The sequence below is a fragment of the Mycolicibacterium litorale genome (genome assembly GCF_010731695.1).
GTDB lineage: Bacteria > Actinomycetota > Actinomycetes > Mycobacteriales > Mycobacteriaceae > Mycobacterium > Mycobacterium litorale.
Map to the genome: position 1 here is coordinate 5,147,430 of NZ_AP022586.1, position 19,652 is coordinate 5,167,081.

General features: G+C 68.0%; 19 protein-coding genes. 15 read left to right on the forward strand and 4 right to left on the reverse strand.

Features of this window, described 5'->3' with window-relative positions; genetic code table 11:
* Positions 1-36 precede the first annotated feature (36 nt).
* From wecB to G6N30_RS24740, 7 genes are read left to right on the forward strand one after another with little or no spacing between them, the layout of a single operon-like run.
* A complete protein-coding gene (wecB, locus tag G6N30_RS24710; protein WP_134057512.1) occupies positions 37-1,260 on the forward strand; it encodes a non-hydrolyzing UDP-N-acetylglucosamine 2-epimerase in 1,224 nt (407 codons plus the stop codon).
* A gap of 13 nt (positions 1,261-1,273) precedes the next feature.
* Entirely contained in the window at positions 1,274-2,815 is a 1,542-nt protein-coding gene (locus G6N30_RS24715) for an AMP-binding protein (protein ID WP_134056553.1), read from the forward strand.
* Positions 2,812-3,030 carry a phosphopantetheine-binding protein gene (locus tag G6N30_RS24720; protein WP_134056551.1) on the forward strand — a complete coding sequence of 73 codons (219 nt, stop codon included), beginning with the start codon at positions 2,812-2,814 and terminating at the stop codon, positions 3,028-3,030. The genes G6N30_RS24715 and G6N30_RS24720 overlap by 4 nt, the downstream gene beginning before the upstream one ends.
* Positions 3,030-4,415 carry a flavin monoamine oxidase family protein gene (locus G6N30_RS24725; RefSeq protein WP_234880221.1) on the forward strand — a complete coding sequence of 462 codons (1,386 nt, stop codon included), beginning with the start codon at positions 3,030-3,032 and terminating at the stop codon, positions 4,413-4,415. Before G6N30_RS24720 ends, G6N30_RS24725 begins: the two co-directional genes overlap by 1 nt.
* Positions 4,412-5,881 carry a KamA family radical SAM protein gene (locus G6N30_RS24730; RefSeq protein ID WP_234880220.1) on the forward strand — a complete coding sequence of 490 codons (1,470 nt, stop codon included), beginning with the start codon at positions 4,412-4,414 and terminating at the stop codon, positions 5,879-5,881. Before G6N30_RS24725 ends, G6N30_RS24730 begins: the two co-directional genes overlap by 4 nt.
* Before the next feature lies 1 nt (position 5,882).
* Positions 5,883-6,731, forward strand: coding sequence for a hypothetical protein (locus G6N30_RS24735; protein WP_134056549.1), 849 nt, complete (start codon positions 5,883-5,885; stop codon positions 6,729-6,731).
* A gap of 27 nt (positions 6,732-6,758) precedes the next feature.
* Positions 6,759-6,926 carry a hypothetical protein gene (locus G6N30_RS24740; RefSeq protein WP_163687797.1) on the forward strand — a complete coding sequence of 56 codons (168 nt, stop codon included), beginning with the start codon at positions 6,759-6,761 and terminating at the stop codon, positions 6,924-6,926.
* Between the two features lie 7 nt (positions 6,927-6,933).
* Here the strand turns inward: G6N30_RS24740 and G6N30_RS24745 are convergent, their stop codons facing one another.
* Together G6N30_RS24745 and kstD are read right to left on the reverse strand one after the other, a co-directional pair.
* Entirely contained in the window at positions 6,934-7,794 is an 861-nt protein-coding gene (locus G6N30_RS24745; RefSeq protein ID WP_134056547.1) for an enoyl-CoA hydratase ChsH3, read from the reverse strand.
* Between the two features lie 2 nt (positions 7,795-7,796).
* Complete coding sequence (kstD, locus tag G6N30_RS24750; RefSeq protein WP_134056545.1) at positions 7,797-9,479, reverse strand: 3-oxosteroid 1-dehydrogenase; 1,683 nt, start codon at positions 9,477-9,479, stop codon at positions 7,797-7,799.
* Between the two features lie 73 nt (positions 9,480-9,552).
* On the opposite strand from kstD, the gene G6N30_RS24755 reads away from it, so the two are divergent.
* Genes G6N30_RS24755 through dmpG form a run of 3 tightly spaced genes read left to right on the forward strand, consistent with a single transcriptional unit; the run spans position 9,553 to position 12,333 of the window.
* A complete protein-coding gene (locus G6N30_RS24755) occupies positions 9,553-10,338 on the forward strand; it encodes a 2-keto-4-pentenoate hydratase (RefSeq protein WP_134056543.1) in 786 nt (261 codons plus the stop codon).
* A gap of 10 nt (positions 10,339-10,348) precedes the next feature.
* The gene (locus G6N30_RS24760) at positions 10,349-11,281 is read left to right on the forward strand and encodes an acetaldehyde dehydrogenase (acetylating) (RefSeq protein ID WP_134056541.1); all 933 of its coding nucleotides are present in this window, start codon (positions 10,349-10,351) and stop codon (positions 11,279-11,281) included.
* The gene (gene dmpG / locus G6N30_RS24765; protein ID WP_134056539.1) at positions 11,278-12,333 is read left to right on the forward strand and encodes a 4-hydroxy-2-oxovalerate aldolase; all 1,056 of its coding nucleotides are present in this window, start codon (positions 11,278-11,280) and stop codon (positions 12,331-12,333) included. Before G6N30_RS24760 ends, dmpG begins: the two co-directional genes overlap by 4 nt.
* Here dmpG and G6N30_RS24770 read toward each other — a convergent pair.
* Entirely contained in the window at positions 12,330-12,971 is a 642-nt protein-coding gene (locus G6N30_RS24770) for a DedA family protein (RefSeq protein WP_134056537.1), read from the reverse strand. The two genes, dmpG and G6N30_RS24770, sit on opposite strands and share 4 nt — an antisense overlap.
* Positions 12,972-13,125: 154 nt before the next feature.
* Here G6N30_RS24770 and trhA point away from each other — a divergent pair, with 154 nt between their 5' ends.
* A complete protein-coding gene (gene trhA, locus G6N30_RS24775; RefSeq protein ID WP_134056535.1) occupies positions 13,126-13,800 on the forward strand; it encodes a PAQR family membrane homeostasis protein TrhA in 675 nt (224 codons plus the stop codon).
* Between the two features lie 27 nt (positions 13,801-13,827).
* A complete protein-coding gene (locus G6N30_RS24780; RefSeq protein ID WP_134056533.1) occupies positions 13,828-15,906 on the forward strand; it encodes a RecQ family ATP-dependent DNA helicase in 2,079 nt (692 codons plus the stop codon).
* A gap of 25 nt (positions 15,907-15,931) precedes the next feature.
* On the opposite strand, the gene G6N30_RS24785 is transcribed toward G6N30_RS24780, so the two are convergent.
* Entirely contained in the window at positions 15,932-16,588 is a 657-nt protein-coding gene (locus G6N30_RS24785) for a TetR/AcrR family transcriptional regulator (RefSeq protein ID WP_134056531.1), read from the reverse strand.
* A gap of 129 nt (positions 16,589-16,717) precedes the next feature.
* On the opposite strand from G6N30_RS24785, the gene G6N30_RS24790 reads away from it, so the two are divergent.
* From G6N30_RS24790 to G6N30_RS24800, 3 genes are read left to right on the forward strand one after another with little or no spacing between them, the layout of a single operon-like run.
* Positions 16,718-17,419: a hypothetical protein gene (locus G6N30_RS24790; protein ID WP_234880219.1), complete on the forward strand. Its 702-nt coding sequence runs from the start codon at positions 16,718-16,720 to the stop codon at positions 17,417-17,419.
* Positions 17,416-18,225, forward strand: a complete 810-nt coding sequence (locus G6N30_RS24795) for an SDR family NAD(P)-dependent oxidoreductase (protein ID WP_134056529.1) — start codon at positions 17,416-17,418, stop codon at positions 18,223-18,225. The genes G6N30_RS24790 and G6N30_RS24795 overlap by 4 nt, the downstream gene beginning before the upstream one ends.
* Entirely contained in the window at positions 18,222-19,652 is a 1,431-nt protein-coding gene (locus G6N30_RS24800; RefSeq protein ID WP_134056527.1) for a cytochrome P450, read from the forward strand. The genes G6N30_RS24795 and G6N30_RS24800 overlap by 4 nt, the downstream gene beginning before the upstream one ends.

The window sequence follows — 19,652 nt, forward strand, 5'->3', positions numbered from 1 at the left end:
GTCATGCACGCTTTCACTACGCCAGTGCCCGCGAGGATGTCGGGGCGACCAACGGTGTGGCTCCTCGGCGGAACCCGACCAGAGGCGCTGAAGTTGGCACCGCTCGCCACGGCGCTCGACCGACAGGGGCTCGTGCAGGGGGCTATCGTAGCGACCGGCCAACACCCGTCGTTGTTCCACAGGGGACTTTCGACATTCGGACTGCGGCCCCACCGAGAACTTCATCCGCACCGAAAGAGCGGCACACAGTCAGAATTGGTTGCCCAGCTCGCCGATCACTTGGATCGAGAACTCGAAGCTGATCCGCCCGCGGCGGTGGTCGTCCAAGGCGACACGTCGAGCGCTCTGGTCGGAGCGATGGCCGCCTTCTGGCGCCGGATCCCTGTTGTGCACCTCGAAGCCGGCCTGCGGTCGCACGACTTGGCGGCCCCCTTCCCCGAGGAGGCCAATCGCCGGATGATCGGGCAGATCGCCGCTCTGCACCTCGCGCCCACACCGGCCGCAGCGATGAACCTCCGCGCCGAAGGGATCGAAGCCGACCGCATCGAGGTGATCGGCAACACGGTGGTGGACGCGGTGCTGGCATTGGCCGGCCGAACCGAGTGCTTCGCCGAACCCGCCCTGGCGGCTGTCGAGCAAGCCGTGACATACGGGCGGCGGCTCCTGCTGGTCACGGTGCACCGCCGCGAATCCTGGGGAGAACCGTTGCGCACGGTGATGCACGCGGTGCGGGAAGTTCTCGACGCGCACCCCGACACCGTCGCCGCGCTTCCCACGCACCCGAATCCGTCGGTGCGCGCCGACGTGCTGTCCGTACTCGGGCACGACAACCGCGTCGTGGTCACCGAACCACTGGACTACCCGGATCTCGTTCGCCTGCTGGAACTGTCGACTCTGGTTCTGAGTGACTCCGGAGGTATCCAGGAAGAGGCGCCCACCTTCGGGGTACCGGTGCTGGTGCTACGGGAGCGAACGGAGCGACGAGAGGCGATCGAGGCGGGCTGCGCACTTCTGGTGGGCACAGATCGACACCGGATAGTCGCGGCGGCCAACCGGCTGCTCACCGCCGAACAGCTGCCACGTGCGCATCGCGGTTCGCGAAACCCGTTCGGGGACGGTAAGTCAGCAGACAGAGCGGCAATCGCCATCGCCCGGATGGTGGGCCTGCCGGTGATGCCGATGGCCTCCTTCGAGCCGGATGCAGGCCTCGGGGTCGATGAGCCGATCTCCCACATCCACCCGGTCATCAACCGGTGCTGAAGGACGAGAGAACATGACCCACACGATCTTCGACACCGCGAACGCCGGCAGGGCAAGCGACGAAATCGTCGGTGGTGTGCTCTCCGACTTCTTCGCCGCTGCGGAGAAGTGGCCCCACCGCGCCGCGATCGTCCACAACGGCACAGTTCTCACCTATCGGGATCTGGTCGAGCGGGTCCACCAGTCCGCCATGCGGGACGAGGCGCTCCGGCCTGGCGGCACAGGGCGGTCCCGCCGGATCGGCGCGCTCGTCTCGCACACACCGGCGATGGCGGAACATCTGCTCGGGGTACTGCACGCCGGCGGCACCTACTGTCCCATCGACGCCGCGCTCCCGCCCGCGCGACGAGAGTCGCTCGCAGCTGCCCTCGGCGTCGACGACGTGATCGATCCGGCCGACACGCCGCGGGCGGTCGGACTTGCGGTCGACGCGGGCATCGACATGCAGCGTTCGAGGTGGCGCAACGACGCGGCGTATGTGCTCTGCACCTCGGGCTCGACCGGGACACCGAAGCCCGTGGTGGTGTCGCGGCAGGCTCTAGCCGTGACGGTCCGGGCCCTGCGCCGGATCTTCGGGCTCGTCCCCGGCGACCGGGTGCTCCAATTCGCCTCGGTCAGCTGGGATACCTGCCTGGAGGAGATCCTGCCCGCGCTCACCGCCGGCGCGACCCTGATCTTCGACGACGCGGCACACTCGGGATCCTTCCGGTCATTCGTCCGGCTGTTGGCGGAACAAGACGTCACCGTCCTGGACCTGCCGACGGCGTTCTGGCATGAACTCGTGCTTTACCTGCACGAGGAGCCCGCTCTTCTGCCCGACAGCGTCCGGCTGGTGGTGATCGGCGGCGAGCGGATCGATCCGACCCGGCTGCGGCAGTGGCGCGACCTCGATGTGGGCGGGGTTCGGTTACTCAACACCTACGGATGCACCGAGACGGCGATGGTGACCCACGCGGTGCAGTTGAGCGGGCCCGGCACCGAGCCGGGTGTTGCGGCAGACGCTGAGGCGCCGTTGGGGCGCCCGTTACCCCATGTGGGTGATCACGTCACCGCCGAGGGCGAGTTGCTCGTATCGGGTCCGTCACTGGCCACGTGTTACCTCGGGATGCCGGAGGCGACCGCGACGGCCTTCCCGGTCGTCGACCACGGCTCCGGGCCGACACGGTGGTTCCGCACCGGTGATCTGGTCGTGCGCGGTGGGACCGGCTTGCTGTATCCCCGGGGTCGCGCTGACGAACAGGTGAAGGTCCGCGGTGTGCGGGTGCATCCGGCCGAGGTGGAAGCGCAGCTGATGACGCATCCCGCGGTCTCGGCCGCTGTCGTCGTCGGTGAACAGTTGCTCGGCAGAACGTCGTTGACCGCTTACGTCGTGTGCGCCGGAGTGACCACGGCGGGGGAGTTGAGACGTCATCTGCGTGGTCGGCTGCCCGGGCAGTTCGTGCCCGCGCAAGTGAAATTCGTTGCTGCACTGCGTTACACGGCGAGCGGCAAGATCGATCGTGCGGCAACTCGACGTGCCGCGGAATCCATCGACAATGAAGGAGTCAATCAATGAGCATCGACAACATCGTGGACATCTTCCGGAGAGTCCTCAACACATCCGAGGTCGGCACCAACTCCGACTTCTTCGAGCTCGGGGGTGATTCACTGCTCGCCACCCGAGTGCTCAGCGCGATCGCCAGGGAGTCCGGGACGGAACTGACGTACGAGGACATGGTCGACGGCCCCACGCCTGACGAGTTGTTCGCCAGAGTCGCAGCGGTGGTGTGATGAGCAGGGAAAGCATGCGCGTCGTCGTCGTGGGGGCCGGTCTTGCCGGACTGACCGCAGCCATCGACCTGGCCGCGGAGGGCGCCGATGTCACCGTGCTCGAAGCCCGTGACCGGGTCGGCGGGCGAATGCACGGCATCCGCATGTCTACGGGAGTCGTCGCCGACGGCGGCGCTGCATATCTGGGCGTCCGACACACCGAGTTGCTCGCGCTGATACGCGAATACGGACTACATCTCGCGAGCACGGCGATGACCGGGGACAGCACTTTCCTGATAGCGAATCAGCGCACCACGACCGCTGGTCGGGTGCCACCGCTGGACGCCGTGGCGCTCGGTGGTCTGTTCGACCAGCTGGAGGACCTCGTCGCACGCGTCCGGCCAGAGGCGCCGTGGCGAAGTGCGGATGCGCAACGTCTCGACCGGCTCTCGGCCGCACGATGGCTCGCGGAGTCGGTGTCTCACCCGGACGCGCACACGTTCTTCCCACTGTTCCTCGGTGAGATGATGGCCGCCGATCCGGCGGCGATATCCGCCCTGCACATGGCTTTCTATCTGCGCTCCGGGGGAGGTATCCGGTACCTGAACGCGTTCGAGGGCGGGGCCCAGCAGTGGCGCATCGATGGTGGAGCGCACCTGCTGTGTCAGGCTCTCGCCGAGCGAGTGGGTGACCGGTTGACGCTGCGCCGCCCGGTACGCGCGATCGAGCAGGACGCGGATCAGGTGGTGATCCATTGTGACTCGCCGGATGCCGACGCACCGTCGCAGTATCGAGCAGATCGGGTGGTCGTCGCCATACCGCCGCTGCTCGCGCAGGGTATCCAGTTCCGGCCCGGTCTGCGGACACCGCGGGCGACGGCGGCCACCGGCAGAGGGTGCGCGGTGAAGGTCCACCTCGACTATCCGGCGCCGGTCTGGCGCGAACATGGCCTGTCGGGGTGGTCGGTGAGTACCGACGGCCCGTTGTTGTCCACCGTCGACGACTCACCGCCGGACGACTCCGCCGGAGTGCTGACGGCGTTCGTCACCGGCGCTGCCGCGTCGGAATATTCGGCACTGTCGACAGCCGAGCAGACCGATGCGGCGCTGACGCACACGCGCCGGCTCTTCCCCCGGTTACCGGCGCCGACGAGATGCACGGTGACGGACTGGCTCGCCGAAACCTACAGCAGGGGTTGTTACGCGGCGCTGTTCGGGCCCGGCGACTGGTTGCGGCTCGGACCGACACTGACCCAGCCACACGGCCGAATCCACTGGGCGGGCACCGAAACCAGCCTCGAGTTCTTCGGGCTCATGGAGGGAGCGATTCGGTCCGGGCGCCGAGCCGCCGCCGAGGTCGCCAACGCCGAAACTCCGTCCTCTCCGCGAAAGGTTCTGACGCCATGACCGCAACATTGTTCCAAGGCGTCGGCGCCGGTTTCAGCGCCGCAGCCGACCAGCCCTACAACTACGTCAGAAAACAGTTGTGGGAACCGGATTGGCGCCGCTATCCGGGGTGGTCGGCCGTGACCGACTCGCAGTGGCGGGATCCGCAATGGCAGCGGTCGCACTCCGTGAAGAACATCGCGCAGTTGCGATCGGTGGTCGGGGATCTGCTCGACGAGCGGTTCTATGCCGACCTGGCCGCCGACCAACAGTATTGCGCCACGATGTCGATGCTGCTGCCACCGCAGATGCTGAACACCATGGCACCCGAGTGCGATCCCGACGGCGGCGACTTCACCGAGGCCTTCTACGCCGACCCGATCCGGCGTTACATGCTGCCGGTTCGCAGCGACCGCGAAATGCTTTGGTGCTCACACCCGTACGCCGAGCGTGACTCCTTGCACGAGAGCGACATGTGGGCCGTCGAGGGCCTGACTCATCGATATCCGACCAAGGTGCTGGCCGAGCTGCTGTCGACCTGCCCGCAGTACTGCGGGCATTGCACACGGATGGATCTGGTCGGCAACTCAACCCCGACGCTCAGCAAGACCAGGTTGACTCTCCAGCCGGCTGACCGGCAGGATCGCATGCTCGAATACCTGCGAGCCACACCCACGGTGCGTGACGTCGTCGTCTCCGGCGGGGATGTGGCCAACGTCCCGTGGCCACGGCTCGAGTCGTTCGTCATGCAGCTGCTCGAGATCGAGAGCATCCGAGACATCCGGTTGGCAACGAAGGCGCTGGCCGCACTACCGCAACACTGGCTGCAGGACAACGTGATCGAAGGTGTCAGTCGCGTGGCACGCACTGCTGCCGCACGCGGCGTCAACGTCGCGTTGCACACCCACATCAACCACGTTCAGTCGGTGACCCCTCTGGTCGCGGCGGCGGCGCGCGCACTACTCGACGCGGGGCTCCGGGACGTACGCAACCAGGGGGTGTTGCTGCGCGGGGTGAACGCGACAGCCGCCGACCTTCTCGACCTGTGCTTCGCGTTGCAGGGTGAGGCCAACATCCTGCCCTACTACTTCTACATGTGTGACATGATCCCCAACGCCGAGCACTGGCGGACGTCCCTGTGGGAAGCGCAGCAGCTGCAGTTGGAGATCATGGGATATCTCCCCGGGTTCGCGACGCCGCGACTGGTATGCGATGTTCCGTTCGTCGGCAAACGGTGGGTGCATCAGGTGGTCTACTACGACCGGATTCGCGGTGTCTCACACTGGAGCCGGAACTACCGCACGGGTCTCGACGGAGCGGACGCCGACGCGCTCGACCGGGTCTACCCGTTCTACGATCCGATCCACACCCTGCCGGCGTCGGGGCAGGCCTGGTGGCGGCAGGCGTGCGATGGCGGTCCCCACCCGGTCGGCCATGCGGGTGGTGACGTCGGGCGACTTTCGCCGTGCGGGGCGGGCGTCCCCTGAGATGGCTGCCGAGCTGACCCCGATAACGGATCGGGACGTACCCGCGGTGGCGGACTTCCTGCGCGCTCACCTCGATCACCGGGTGCCCTGGGAGACAACGCTTTCGGCGGTGCCGTGGAAAGGCGGGGGGCCCAACCACGGGTTCATGCTGCGGGATGGGCGGCACGTCGTCGGCACCTTGTTGGCGCTCTACTCGGAACGTCTGGTATCGGGACGCGTGGAGCGGTTCTGCAACATGGGCTCCTGGTGTGTGCTGCCCGACTACCGGTCACGGAGCATCCTGCTGATCAAGGCGTTGCTGGCGCAGGACGGCTATCACTTCACAGTGTTGTCACCTGACGACGGCCCGCAGGAGATCCTTGCCTGGCTGGGTTTCCGATTCCTCGACACCTCTGCGGCGTTCGTTCCCAACCTGCCGTGGCCGACCCCACCCGGCCGGATGACCGTCAGCACCGACCCCGCCGTCATCGGACGGACCCTCGCAGGCACGGACCTCGAGATCTACCGGGATCACGAGCGAGCGCTCGCGGTGCACCATCTCGTCGTCGTTCGGGGCGCCGAGTCCTGCCACGTCATGTACCGGGTGTTCCGGCACAGAGGGGTGCCGGTGTACGCGGTCGTCCTCCACGTCAGCAATCCGGACCTGCTGCTCGGCGCGTGGAAACCGTTGACCCGTCATCTGTTGTTGCGCCGCGGTCTGGTCGCGACACTGGCCGAGCTACGGATCGTCGGACATATGCCGCCGTTCGCGTTCGCGTTGAACGACAGGCCGAAGATGTACCGTAGCGCGGCTCTCCGGCCTGACCAGATCGATTATCTGTACAGCGAACTCGCCTGTGTGCCGTGGTGACCGGGCGTCGAGAGGAGTGATGAAACGATGGCATCGGTGATCGGCGCGGCGGTGGTGCTCGCCGTCGGTGTTGCGGCGTTCCTACTTCTTCTCCTGGGGCTCGACGTCGCGATTCTCATCAAGTTGCGGTCGAGTATCCCGCAGGAGCCACTGTGGGAAACGCACCCTCACGTCGACGCCCTCGACGGCACGTGACAGCCGCCTAGGCAGGAACCAGCTCCACCCCGGACAGCGCCACGGCGTTGTCGCGGCTCGGCGCGGTGATCGTGGCGACCAGTGCATCGCCGTGCTTCCACACGTTCGCGCGCAGCGTCTCACCCGGGAACACCACACCTGCGAACCGGGCGCCGTACGAGGCCACCCGAGAGACGTCCCCGTCGAGGAACTCGTCGACGATCGCCTTGCACGCGATGCCGTATGTGCACAGGCCGTGCAGGATGGGCCTCGGGAAACCGGCTGCCGCAGCGAATTCCGGATCGGAGTGCAGCGGGTTGCGGTCGCCGCACAGCCGGTACAACAGCGCCTGCTGGGGCAGGATCGGCAGATCGATCTCCGCGTCGGGCGCCCGCTCCGGCGGTTCCACCGACGTCGACGGGCCCCGTTCGCCACCGAATCCGCCCTCGCCGCGGGCGAAGATGGACCGCTTCTGCGTCCACAGCAGCGTGCCGTCCGGATCGGTGACCGTGGTCTCCGACCAGATGACCGCCGCCTTGCCCTTGTCCCAGATGTCGGTGAACCGGGTGACCGCGATCCCGGTGCCCGAGGCCGGGATCGGGCCGGGCACGCTCACGGCTTCGCTGGCGTGCAACACCTTCGACAGCTCGATGTCGATACCGGGGAACTTCACCGACGGCGGTTCGGTCATGTGGAAGCTCTGTGCCACATTGCCGAAGGTGGGCAACACCTGCGGAGTGTTGTCCACCAGGTACCGCAACTCACGCTGATCCATCGGGTCGACGCCTGCGCCGAGTCCGAGGTGGTAGAGCTGCACATCGCTGCTCGTCCACGAGAATTCGGCGGGTGGCAGTTCGGCGCCCAGCGCCTCGTCCAGATTGATCGGCATGGTCAGTTCTTTCCCGCGAGGTGCAGCGCGGCTAGGTATCCGAAGGTCATCGCCGGTCCGATCGTGCCGCCGGGGCCGGGATAGGTGTGTCCCATGACCGGTGCGCTGACATTGCCCGCGGCGTACAGACCTTCGATCACCGAACCGTCGTCGCGCAGCGCCCGGCCGTGCACGTCGGTGCGCACCCCGCCCTTGGTGCCGAGGTCGCCGGGAACCATCTTCGCCGCGTAGAACGGTCCGTGACTGATCTCGCCGAGGTTGGGGTTCGGCTTGTTCGTCGGGTCGCCGTAGTAACGGTCGTACGCGCTCTCACCGCGGTGGAAGTCCGCATCGACACCCGTGCGGGCGAAGCCGTTGAACCGCTCGATCGTCGCGGCCAGCGCATCGGCCGGCAGTCCGGCCTTCTCGGCCAGCTCGGCGAGGCTGTCGGCCTTGACGATCACCCCGGACTCCAGCCACTTGCGCGGAATCCGTTGACCGGGTTGAAGTCCGGCGAAGATGTAGCGGTCGCGATACTGCTGGTCGAAGATCAACCACGCCGGGATGTTCTCGCCGGGCCCGGGGCCCTGCCCGTAGCGGCCGCCGTACATGTGGTGGCACGCCTCGACATACGGCATCGACTCGTTCATGAACCGCTTGCCCGACATGTTGACGATGATCGACCCGGGGGAGTTGCGCTCCGAGAGGGCGAACCACGGCGCGTCGACCAGCGGGACCGTCGGGCCCCACCAGGCGTCCTCCATGACATCCAGTGCGGCGCCGAGCTTCTCGGCCGCCAGGATGCCGTCGCCGGTATTCGCCTTCGCGCCGACGGTCCACTCGGTGGTGATCGGCGCGCGCTGATACTTCACCCGCATCTGCTCGTTGTGCTCGAAACCGCCGGACCCCAGGATCACCCCTCGCCGCGCGCGGATCAGCTTCGGTTCGTCGCTCTCCGGAGCCGTCATATCGCGCACGTAGATCCCGCGGACCACACCGTCCTCGACGTACAGATCGGTCAGCGCGGTGTTGAGCAGCACCGGAACCCCGGCCTGGCGCAACGCGATGCGCAGCGGCGCGATCAACGCGCGCCCCATCCCGACGAGGTTCTTGCCGGTGGCGTTGGCCCAGACGGAGCGGACTCCGACCTTGAGGCTCCGCAACACGCCGCGGGGATGGCGTTTGAGCTGGTTGAGCCGCACGTAGTCCTGCTGCATGACCACCATGTTCAACGGCACCTTGCCGTACGGCGGTTCCAGCCCGGGCAGGTCTTCGCCGAGCTTCTTGGCGTCGAACGGCTTGGGCTCCACCGAGCGTCCCGTCGGCTTGCCGCCCGGGGTCTCGGGGTAGTAATCGGAGTAGCCGGGCACCCAGCACAGCTTGAGCGGCGAGTTCTTCAGCACGAACGACAACATCTCCGGCCCGCGCTGCAGATAGGTGTCGATCCGCTCCGGCTCGACCACGTCGCCGATGATCGCGTGCAGGTACTGACGTGCCGCCTCGGGGGTGTCTTTGACCCCGTCACGCTTGAGGACTTCGTTGTTCGGGATCCATACGCCGCCACCTGACCGCGCAGTGGAACCCCCATAGTGCGGAGCCTTCTCAACGACTATCGTCGAGAGACCCTGATGAGCTGCGGTGAGGGCGGCGACCATGCCGGCGGCACCGCTGCCCACCACGACGACGTCGTACTCCTGTCCGGTCATGTAGAACACGTTATAGAATTGCCCGGCCGACCCACAACTGCGCCGGTCGACGAAACGAGGGGACTTCACCTAGATGCTCAGTTCAGCGGTACGTGAGCAGCTCGCCGCCGACCTCGCCCAAGCCGAGCGCAGCCGGGTGCCGACCACACCCTTGACCGACCGCCACGCCGACATCGATGTCGTCGACGCCTACGAGATCCAGCTCATCAACATCCGCCAGAAAGTCGCCGAAGGCGCCCGCATCATCGGCCACAAGGTGGGTCTCTCGTCGGAGGCGATGCAGAAGATGATGGGCGTCGACGAACCCGACTACGGCCACCTCCTCGACGACATGCAGGTCTACGAGGACAAGCCGGTGCAGAGCGCGAACTACCTCTATCCGCGCGTCGAGGTCGAGGTCGGTTTCATCCTCGCCGACGACCTCCCCGGCGCGGGCTGCACCGAGGAGGACGTGCTCGCGGCGACCGCGGCGTTCGCCCCGGCGATCGAGCTGATCGACACCCGCATCACCGATTGGAAGATCAAGCTCTGCGACACGATTGCGGACAACGCCTCGTCGGCGGGCTGGGTGCTGGGCGAGGCGCGAGTCTCGCCGAAGGACATCGACATCAAGTCCATCGACGCCGTGCTCACCAACAACGGTGAGACCGTCGCCGAGGGACGCAGTGATGCGGTGCTGGGCAATCCGGTCACCGCGGTGGCGTGGCTGGCCCGCAAGGTCGAGGGTTTCGGGGTGCGCCTGCGCGCCGGGGACATCGTGTTGCCGGGTTCGTGCACGCGTGCGATAGATGCACCTCCCGGCAGCCATTTCGTGGCCGACTTCGCCGGGTTAGGTTCAGTAAAGCTGAGTTTCGAATAGGGAGAGGCATATGCCGGAGAAGCTTCAAGTCGCGATCGTCGGGTCCGGCAACATCAGCACCGACCTGCTCTACAAGCTGCAACGGTCGGAGTACCTCGAGCCTCGCTGGATGATCGGCATCGATCCCGAGTCAGAAGGGCTCGCCCGCGCCCGCAAACTCGGGTTGGAGACCTCGCACGAGGGCGTCGACTGGCTGCTCGCCCAGGACGAGAAGCCCGATCTGGTCTTCGAGGCGACGAGCGCCTACGTGCACAAGGCCGCCGCACCGCGCTACGAGGAAGCCGGGATTCGCGCCATCGATCTCACCCCGGCCGCGGTCGGCCCGGCCGTCATCCCGCCGGCCAACCTGCGTGAGCACCTCAACGCCCCCAACGTCAACATGATCACCTGCGGCGGACAGGCGACCATCCCGATCGTCTACGCGGTGTCGCGTGCGGTCGCCGAGCAGGGGTCCACGGTGCCGTATGCGGAGATCGTCGCGTCGGTGTCGTCGAGCTCGGCCGGTCCCGGCACACGCGCCAACATCGACGAGTTCACCAAGACCACGAGCAAGGGCGTGGAGACGATCGGCGGCGCGCGGCGCGGTAAGGCGATCATCATCCTCAACCCGGCAGATCCGCCGATGATCATGCGCGACACCATCTTCTGCGCGATCCCCGAAGACGCCGACCGCGACGCGATCGCCCAGTCGATCCGCGACGTGGTCGCGGAGGTGCAGACGTATGTGCCCGGTTACCGCCTGCTCAACGACCCGCAGTTCGACGACCCCTCCATCAACTCCGGCGGGCAGGCTGTGGTGACCACCTTCGTCGAGGTCGAAGGCGCCGGTGACTATCTGCCGCCGTACGCCGGCAATCTCGACATCATGACGGCGGCCGCCGCGAAGGTCGGCGAGGAAATCGCGAAGGAATCCCTCTCTTTGGCAGGAGGTGCGCAGTCATGAGCACCAGAGACATCTTCTTCAACCCGATCTGGGACGTGCGGATGACCGACACGTCGCTGCGCGACGGATCGCACCACAAACGCCACCAGTTCACCGCCGACGAGGTGCAGGCCATCGTCGCCGCACTGGACACCGCCGGCGTCCCGGTCATCGAGGTGACGCACGGGGACGGTCTCGGCGGGTCGAGTTTCAACTACGGCTTCTCGAAAACGCCTGAGCAGGAACTGATCAAGCTCGCCGCCGAGACCGCTAAGGAAGCCAAGATCGCGTTCCTCATGCTGCCCGGCGTGGGCACCAAGGAGGACATCAAGGAGGCGCAGAACAACGGCGGGTCCATCTGCCGGATCGCGACCCACTGCACCGAGGCCGACGTGTCCATCCAGCACTTCGGGCTGGCACGCGAACTCGGACTGGAGACCGTCGGCTTCCTGATGATGAGCCACACCATCCCGCCGGAGAAGCTCGCCAAGCAGGCGCGCATCATGGCCGACGCCGGCTGCCAGTGCGTCTACGTCGTCGACTCCGCGGGCGCGCTGGTGCTCGAAGGAGTGCGCGACCGGGTCGCCGCGCTGGTCGCCGAACTGGGTTCGGATGCTCAAGTCGGTTTCCACGGCCACGAGAATCTCGGCCTGGGCGTGGCCAATTCGGTCGAGGCCGTCCGGGCCGGCGCCAAGCAGATCGACGGCTCGTGCCGCCGCTTCGGCGCCGGCGCCGGCAACGCGCCGGTCGAGGCGCTCATCGGGGTGTTCGACAAGATCGGCGTCAAGACCGGCATCGACTTCTTCGACATCGCCGACGCCGCCGAAGAGGTCGTCGCACCCGCGATGCCGCAGGAATGCCTGCTGGACCGCAACGCGCTCATCATGGGCTACTCGGGGGTGTACTCGAGCTTCCTCAAGCACGCCATCCGCCAGTCGGAGCGTTACGGCGTCCCCGCACACCAGCTCCTGCACCGAGCCGGCCAGCGCAAGCTGATCGGCGGTCAGGAAGACCAGCTCATCGACATCGCGCTGGAGATCAAGCGCGAGCAGGAGGCGGCGGCGACGTCCTAGGCGGATCGGGCGCGCACGCGCCGGAACAGCCACACGGCGATCGCCACACCGACCGCGGTGAACACGACGAACTGGTAGCGAGACAACCAACCGGACACCGTTTCCCACTGTCCGCCGAGGTGGTAGCCGGCCACGATCAGCAGGCTGTTCCACATCGCGCTGCCCAACGCCGTGAGCGCGATGAACCGGATGACCGGCATGCGCTGCAGACCGGCCGGCACCGAGACGAGGCTTCGGACCACGGGAATCATGCGGCCGAACAACACCGCCTTGGTCCCGTGCCGGTGGAACCAGTCCTCGCTCTTCGCCAGGTCGTCGGCGGAGAACAGCGGTAGCCGCTCGGCCAGCCGATAGACCCGGTCGCGCCCGAAGAGGACGCCCACCAGGTAGAGCAGCACGGCGCCGACGACGGAACCCGCGGTGGTCCAGGTGATCGCCTCGAACAACGTCATGTCTCCGCGGGCGGCCGCGAAGCCCGCCAGCGGCAGGATGACCTCGCTGGGGATCGGTGGAAACAGGTTCTCGGCGGCGATCGCGACTCCCGCGCCGATGCCGCCCAGCCGCTCCATCAGCTGCACCGCCCACCCGGCCGCTCCGCCGATCTCGGGTGACGTGCTCGCGACGGCCGTGGCATCCATGGCACCGACAATAGATAAGCGATCAGTCGGCAAACGGTGACGTCACCGGCGCTGCGGCGCTGCGGCACAGCGTCGCCGCGGCGCGCCGCTAGTCTGTGGTGCGTCGCCGCTTCCTGCGGGGGCACGCTGAACCCAGGTTCGGCTCCACCGCGACATCGGAGACGCCCTGAACGACCCGGTGACAGTGATCGTCCGCCCGCGAGCGCGGGGGATGATCCATCTCGTCTCGGCGATCGTGGCGGTCCTGGCCGGCGGGGCGCTGGTTTCGGTGGCATGGCGCGGAGCGGGTGAGTCCCGGGCCGGCTGGGCGGCGCTGATCTACGTGGTCGCGATCATCGCCATGTTCAGCATCAGCGCGACTTATCACCGCGTGCGATGGACGTCGCCTGCCGCCGAGAAGTGGATGATGCGGGTCGACCACTCGCTGATCTTCGTCTTCATCGCCGCCACCTACACGCCGTTCGCGGTGCTGGCGATGCCGCCGGACGTCGGGATCCGGCTACTGGTCGTCGTGTGGACCGGGGCGCTGGCCGGTGTCGCCCTGAAGATGGTGTGGCCGTCGGCACCCCGCTGGGTCGGCGTACCGCTCTACCTGATGCTCGGATACGTGGCGCTGCTGTTCGCCGAGACGCTGCTGGCAGGCGCGGGCTTCGCCGCCGTTGCCCTGCTCGTCGCCGGCGCCGTGCTCTACAACGTCGGGGCCGTCTTCTACGGTGCACGCTGGCCCAACCCCTGGCCCGCGACCTTCGCCCACCACGAGTTCTTCCACGCGTTCACCGCCGCCGGGGCCGTCTGCCACTTCGCCGCCATCTGGCTGGTCATCCAGTAGTCGGACCCGCCGGGCACGATGGGTCCCATGCCGACCCGTGATGACGCCCAGGCGCTGCTCGAACAACTCGCCGGTCCGCAGGCCACGCTGCGCGACGACCAGTGGACCGCGATCGAGGCGCTGGTGATCCACCGACGTCAGGCGCTGGTCGTGCAGCGCACCGGTTGGGGCAAGTCGGCGGTCTACTTCATCTCCGCCAAGCTGCTGCGGGCCGCCGGCCGCGGACCCACCGTGATCGTCTCGCCGCTGCTGGCCCTCATGCGCAACCAGGTCGCCGCCGCCGAGCGCGCCGGCGTCCGGGCAGCGACCATCAACTCCGGCAACGTCGCCGAATGGGAGGACATCCACGCGCGCGTGCAGGGCGGCGACCTCGACGTCCTGCTGGTCAGCCCGGAGCGGCTCAACAACCCCGACTTCCGCGACGCCGTCCTGCCGGCGCTCGCCGCCGACGCGGGGCTGGTGGTGGTCGACGAAGCGCACTGCGTCTCGGACTGGGGCCACGACTTCCGCCCCGACTACCGGCGCATCCGCACGCTGATCGCCGAACTCGGCAAGGACATCCCGGTGCTGGCCACCACGGCCACCGCCAACGACCGGGTGGTGGACGACGTGGCGGCGCAGCTCGGTGTCGGCGGGCGCGACACGCTGGTGCTGCGCGGTGGGCTGGACCGCGAGTCGCTGCGGCTGTCCGTCGTGCAGGCGGGCAACCCCGCGCAACGCGCCGCGTGGATCGCCACGCACCTCGGCGAGCTACCCGGCTCGGGCATCGTCTACACGCTCACCGTCGCGCAGGCCCACGACATCGCCGGGCTGCTCCGCGAACACGGCCACGCCGTCGCCGCCTACACGGGGTCCACCGACCCGACCGAACGCGAACAACTCGAGGCGGACCTGCTGGCCAACCGGGTCAAGGCGCTGGTCGCGACGTCGGCGCTCGGCATGGGTTTCGACAAACCCGACCTCGGCTTCGTGATCCATCTCGGTGCGCCGTCCTCGCCGATCGCCTACTACCAGCAGGTGGGCCGCGCCGGCCGCGCCACGTCCAGTGCGGAGGTCGTGCTGTTACCCGGGCGCGAGGATCAAGAGGTCTGGCGCTATTTCGCGTCGGTGGCGTTCCCGTCGGAAGCGATGGTGCGCAGCGTGATCGGGGCTCTCGAGACCGACCGGCCGCAGTCGACACCCGCTCTCGAGCCGCTCGTCGACCTCAACCGCAGCCGCCTGGAGATGGTGCTCAAGGTGCTCGACGTCGACGGTGCGGTGCGGCGGGTCAAGGGCGGATGGGTCGGCACGGGTCAGCCGTGGACCTACGACGAGGAGCGCTACCGCAAACTCGACGAGGCGCGGCGGCGTGAGCAGCAGGCCATGCTCGACTACCAGAGCACCGACGGCTGCCGGATGGCGTTCCTGCGCCGTCAGCTCGACGACCCGGACCTGCGCGAGGGCGACCGGTGTGGGCGGTGCGACAACTGCACGGGCACCCGGCGGGCAGCGGAGGTCGACACCGCCGCGGCCGAGGACACCCGCCGCAGGCTGATGCGCCCCGGCGTCGAGCTCAGCCCGCGCAAGCAGTGGCCGTCGGGACTTGCCAAGCTCGGGTTGGACCTCAGTGGCCGGATCCACGACGGCCCCGCGACCGGCCGGGTGATCGGCAGGCTGACCGATCTCGGCTGGGGTGCGCGCCTGCGCCGGGTGCTCGACGCACCCGGCGGTGAGGTCACCGACGACGTGGTCCGCGCCGCCATCGACGTGCTGGCCGCCTGGGAGTGGCGGACGCGTCCGGTCGCGGTGCTCGCGATGGATTCGGACACCCGCCCGGTACTGATCCGGTCACTGGCCGCCCGGCTCGCCGAACTGGGCCGGCTCACTGATCTCGGCACGTTGCCGTACCGGCCGGGCCGGCGTCCCGTCACGGCCGCGAACTCCGCGTATCGCGTTGCGGCGCTCCATGACTCGTGGGTGGTGCCGTCGCTCGACGGAGTGACGGGTCCGGTGCTGCTGGTCGACGACCTCGCCGACACCGGCTGGACGATCACCATGGCTGCGCGGGTGGTCCGCGCCGCGGGCGCTTCCGAGGTGCTGCCGTTCGCGGTGGCCGCCGTCAGCTAGCCGGCCGGGTCGCACGGCGGGGCGGTCAGCGCTGCAACCTGTGCCGGGCGACTTCGGCCGCGCCGTTTCCGGTGATGAGCCACAACGTCGTCAGGCTGGTGACGAGGTCGTCGACGGAGACCTCCGCGCGGCCGTCGAGGAACGCGAGTATCGCATCGGCGGTCCCGCCGACGATGAAGGCGGGGGCGACTTCGGCGAGCGGGTCTTTCTCCAGCTCGACCCCGTGGATGCTGCGCGCATGGCCCACCAGCACGGCCGTCAGTCCACGCATCACGCTGCCTCGATGATCGTGCAGGACAGGCGAACTGGCGACTCCGCCGAGGAGGATCCGTCCTCGTCGGGGGTCGTCCACCAGGGTGCGCACCAGCGCATCGACAGCCGCTCTGGCCTGCGTTTCGAGCGGTTCGGCGGACGTGGCGGCCACCGCGGCCATGGTGGCGGCGCGGACCTCGTCGGCGATGGCGTCCACAGCGGCCGTCGCCACCTCGTCGAGGCCGGTGAAACTCTCGTAGAAGTACCGCTTGTTCAAGCCTGCGGCGGCGCAGAGTCGGTCGACGGTGATCGTTCGCCAATCGTTGGCGGCGATGGCGTCGATCGCGGCGTCCAGCAACCGGGCGCGCCGAAGCAGGCGGCGGGAGTCGGCGGACTGTCCGCCGTAACTCCGGCCCGGGGTGTCTGTCACCAGAGAATGGTCCCACTCCGGGCCTGCCCCGACCGAGGGGTGTCTTGACAGGGTGCAACACTTCTGGCACGGTCTCGTACCAGATGATCTGACACCACCTCGTGCCAGAACGAGTCGACAGGAGTGCTCGTGAGTCCTTCGCCCGCCGCTGCCCAACCCGTCAGCCCCGACGCCGACTCGGCCGGAATGCCCGCCAGTGATTCGGTGCTGGACGAACTCCGCGAAATCGCCGGCCACACGCCGGGTTTGGCGCGCCGGCTGGCATGGGACTACCTGCGCGAACTCGGTGGCCGGGCTCGGCACGACCAGCTGGCCGAGTTGTTCGCCCGGGGTGAGGCTCCCGACGGGCCGTACGGCGCGATGGAGGGGTTGATCGTCGGCAGACTGTTCGGAATCCCCGAAGCGCAGTTGGCCAATCCACTGATGAAGATCGATCCCACGTGGCGCGGCAAGACCTTCGACATCGAGGCGGGTACCGGGTTCAACCGGCTCAGCCCGTTGGCGAGATACACACTGCGTGCCGTGGCGCCCCTGTACCGCGGCATGCACCGCGCCGGCGACGAGGTCGTGGGATTCGAGTTCACCCACCGCATCGACACGGCCGCGGCCGCACCGTTCAATCGAGTACGAGCGCTCGATTATTCACCCGCGCGGTATCGCAACCCGAGCCTGCGCACATTTCCGATCAAACGGACCCGAGACGAACTCGTCGAGTTGCTGCCCGGGCTGTACCTGGGCCGCGCGCTGCTGACGATGCCGGACGGGGAGGTTCGGCTGATCGCCTACTTCGCGTTGCGCGAGTTCAGCGACGAGCACCGCGCGCGGTCATGATCGACCTCGACGGAGCCGTCGTCTGTGTGACGGGCGCGGCGCGGGGGATCGGCAAGGCCACCGCGGCGGAACTGGCTCGCCGCGGGGCCCGCGTCTGGATCGGCGACATCGACACCGACGAGCTGCACCGGACTGCCCGCGAGATCGGCGCGCGCGCTGCGGATCTCGACGTCACCGACGCGGCCAGCGTCGCCGCCTTCCATGCCGTCGCCAGCATCGACGGCCCGCCGGCCATGCTGGTCAACAACGCGGGTATCCAGCTGATGGGGACGTTCGCCGAGCAGAAGCTGGAGCTGTACCACCGCGAGGTCGCGATCAATCTGGTCGGCGTCATCAACGGGATGCACACCTTCTTGCCCGGCATGCTCCAACGCGACGCCGGGCACATCGTCAACGTGGCCTCGATGGCGGCCAAGGTGACGACGCCGGGGATCTCGGTCTACTGCGCCACGAAGTACGCGGTCGCCGCGCTGTCCCGCGCGGTCCGCGCCGAGATCAGCTCGAGTGCAGTGACTCTGAGTACGGTGATGCCGACCGCCGTGCACACCGAACTCACTGCGGGCGTGGCACTCGACCTGCTACCCACCCGGCAACCGGAGGACATCGCCACCGCCATCGCCGACAGCGCACGTCGTCCTCGCCGCGAGATCACGGTTCCCCGCTGGCTGGCGCCGATGGGAACCCTCGAGGAGGCCGCGCCCGAACCGCTGATGCAACGGCTCAAGCACCTTGCCACGCTACGTCGCCCGCCGGGGCATTACGACGAGTCGGCACGGCGGCGTTACCTCGACCGGATCGGCCGATGACGGCCACGGTCCCGGCGATGTCGGCCGCCAAACTGCGCCTGCAGTCCGCGACGGCCGGTGTGACGTCGCGCTATCCCAGCCGCGACCAAGCCCTGGCCGTTCCGCCGGCTGGTTCGCACCTCAAGCCCGTCATGGGCAACTACGGTTTCCCGGTCCTCGGGCACGTCATGAGTTCACTCGTCGAACCGCTCGAATTCGCCCGCGCGCGCTATGCCCGCTACGGCCCGGTGTCGTGGGCGGGCGGGATCGGTTTCCGCGTCGTGCAACTCATGGGCCCCGAAGCGCTCGAGGCCGCGTGGATCAACAAGGACAAGGCTTTCTCCAGCACGCGCGGCTGGGCACCGGTGATCGGACCGTTCTTTCACCGCGGCATCATGCTGCTCGACTTCGACGAACACCGCGACCACCGCCGGATCATGCAACAGGCGTTCACCCGCAGTGCCCTGAACGGATACCTGGACCTCATGCGCCCCGGCATCAAGCGCACGGTCTCCGCCTGGCCTGCGACACAGCGCTTCCCGTTCTACGCCTCGGTCAAGCACCTGCTTCTCGATCAAGCCGCCGAGGTGTTCGTCGGCGCCCGGCTGGGGGCGGAAGCCGATCAGCTCGCCGCCGACTTCCACGACACCGTCTGCGGCGGCCAGGCGCTGATCCGCGCGGACGTGCCGGGCGGGGCATGGGCGCGCGGCCTGCGTGCACGCGAACGCCTGGAACGCTACTTCTCGGCCCGGCTCCCGGCGCGGCGAGCCGGCGAGGGTACCGATCTGTTCTCCATGCTGTGCCGCAGCCGAAGCGAGGACGGGGACCGCTTCACCGACGCAGACGTCGTCAACCACATGATCTTTCTGCTGATGGCCGCCCACGACACCAGTGCCATCGCGGTCTCCATGCTCGTCTACGAACTCGGCCGCAACCCGTTGTGGCAGGACCGGTTACGCGACGAGGCCCTCGCCAACCCCGACGACGAGCTCACACTCGACGCCCTCGACGGATACCCGCTGCTCGACGCCGCGTTCAACGAGATCCTGCGGATGTACGCGCCGGCCGGCACGCTGTTCCGGCAGGCGATCGCCGACACCGAGGTCGCCGGGCACTACATACCGCGCAAGAGCCAGGTGGCGATCAACGTCTACGCGTCCATGCGGCTGGCCGACTGGTGGCCCGACCCCGATCGGTTCGACCCGGCACGCTTCCTGCACGGCGCCGACGCCGGGCCCGTACACCGCTACGCGTTCGCGCCGTTCGGCGGCGGTGCGCACAAATGCATCGGTCGGCAGTTCGCCGACATGAACGTCAAGGCGATCATGCATCAGCTGCTGCGCCACTTCGATTGGCAGGTGCCCGTCGGCTATCACCCTCCGATGAGTTGGGGGACCGGTCCGACGCCGGCAGACGGATTACCGATCACCATGCGGCGGCGCTTCTGA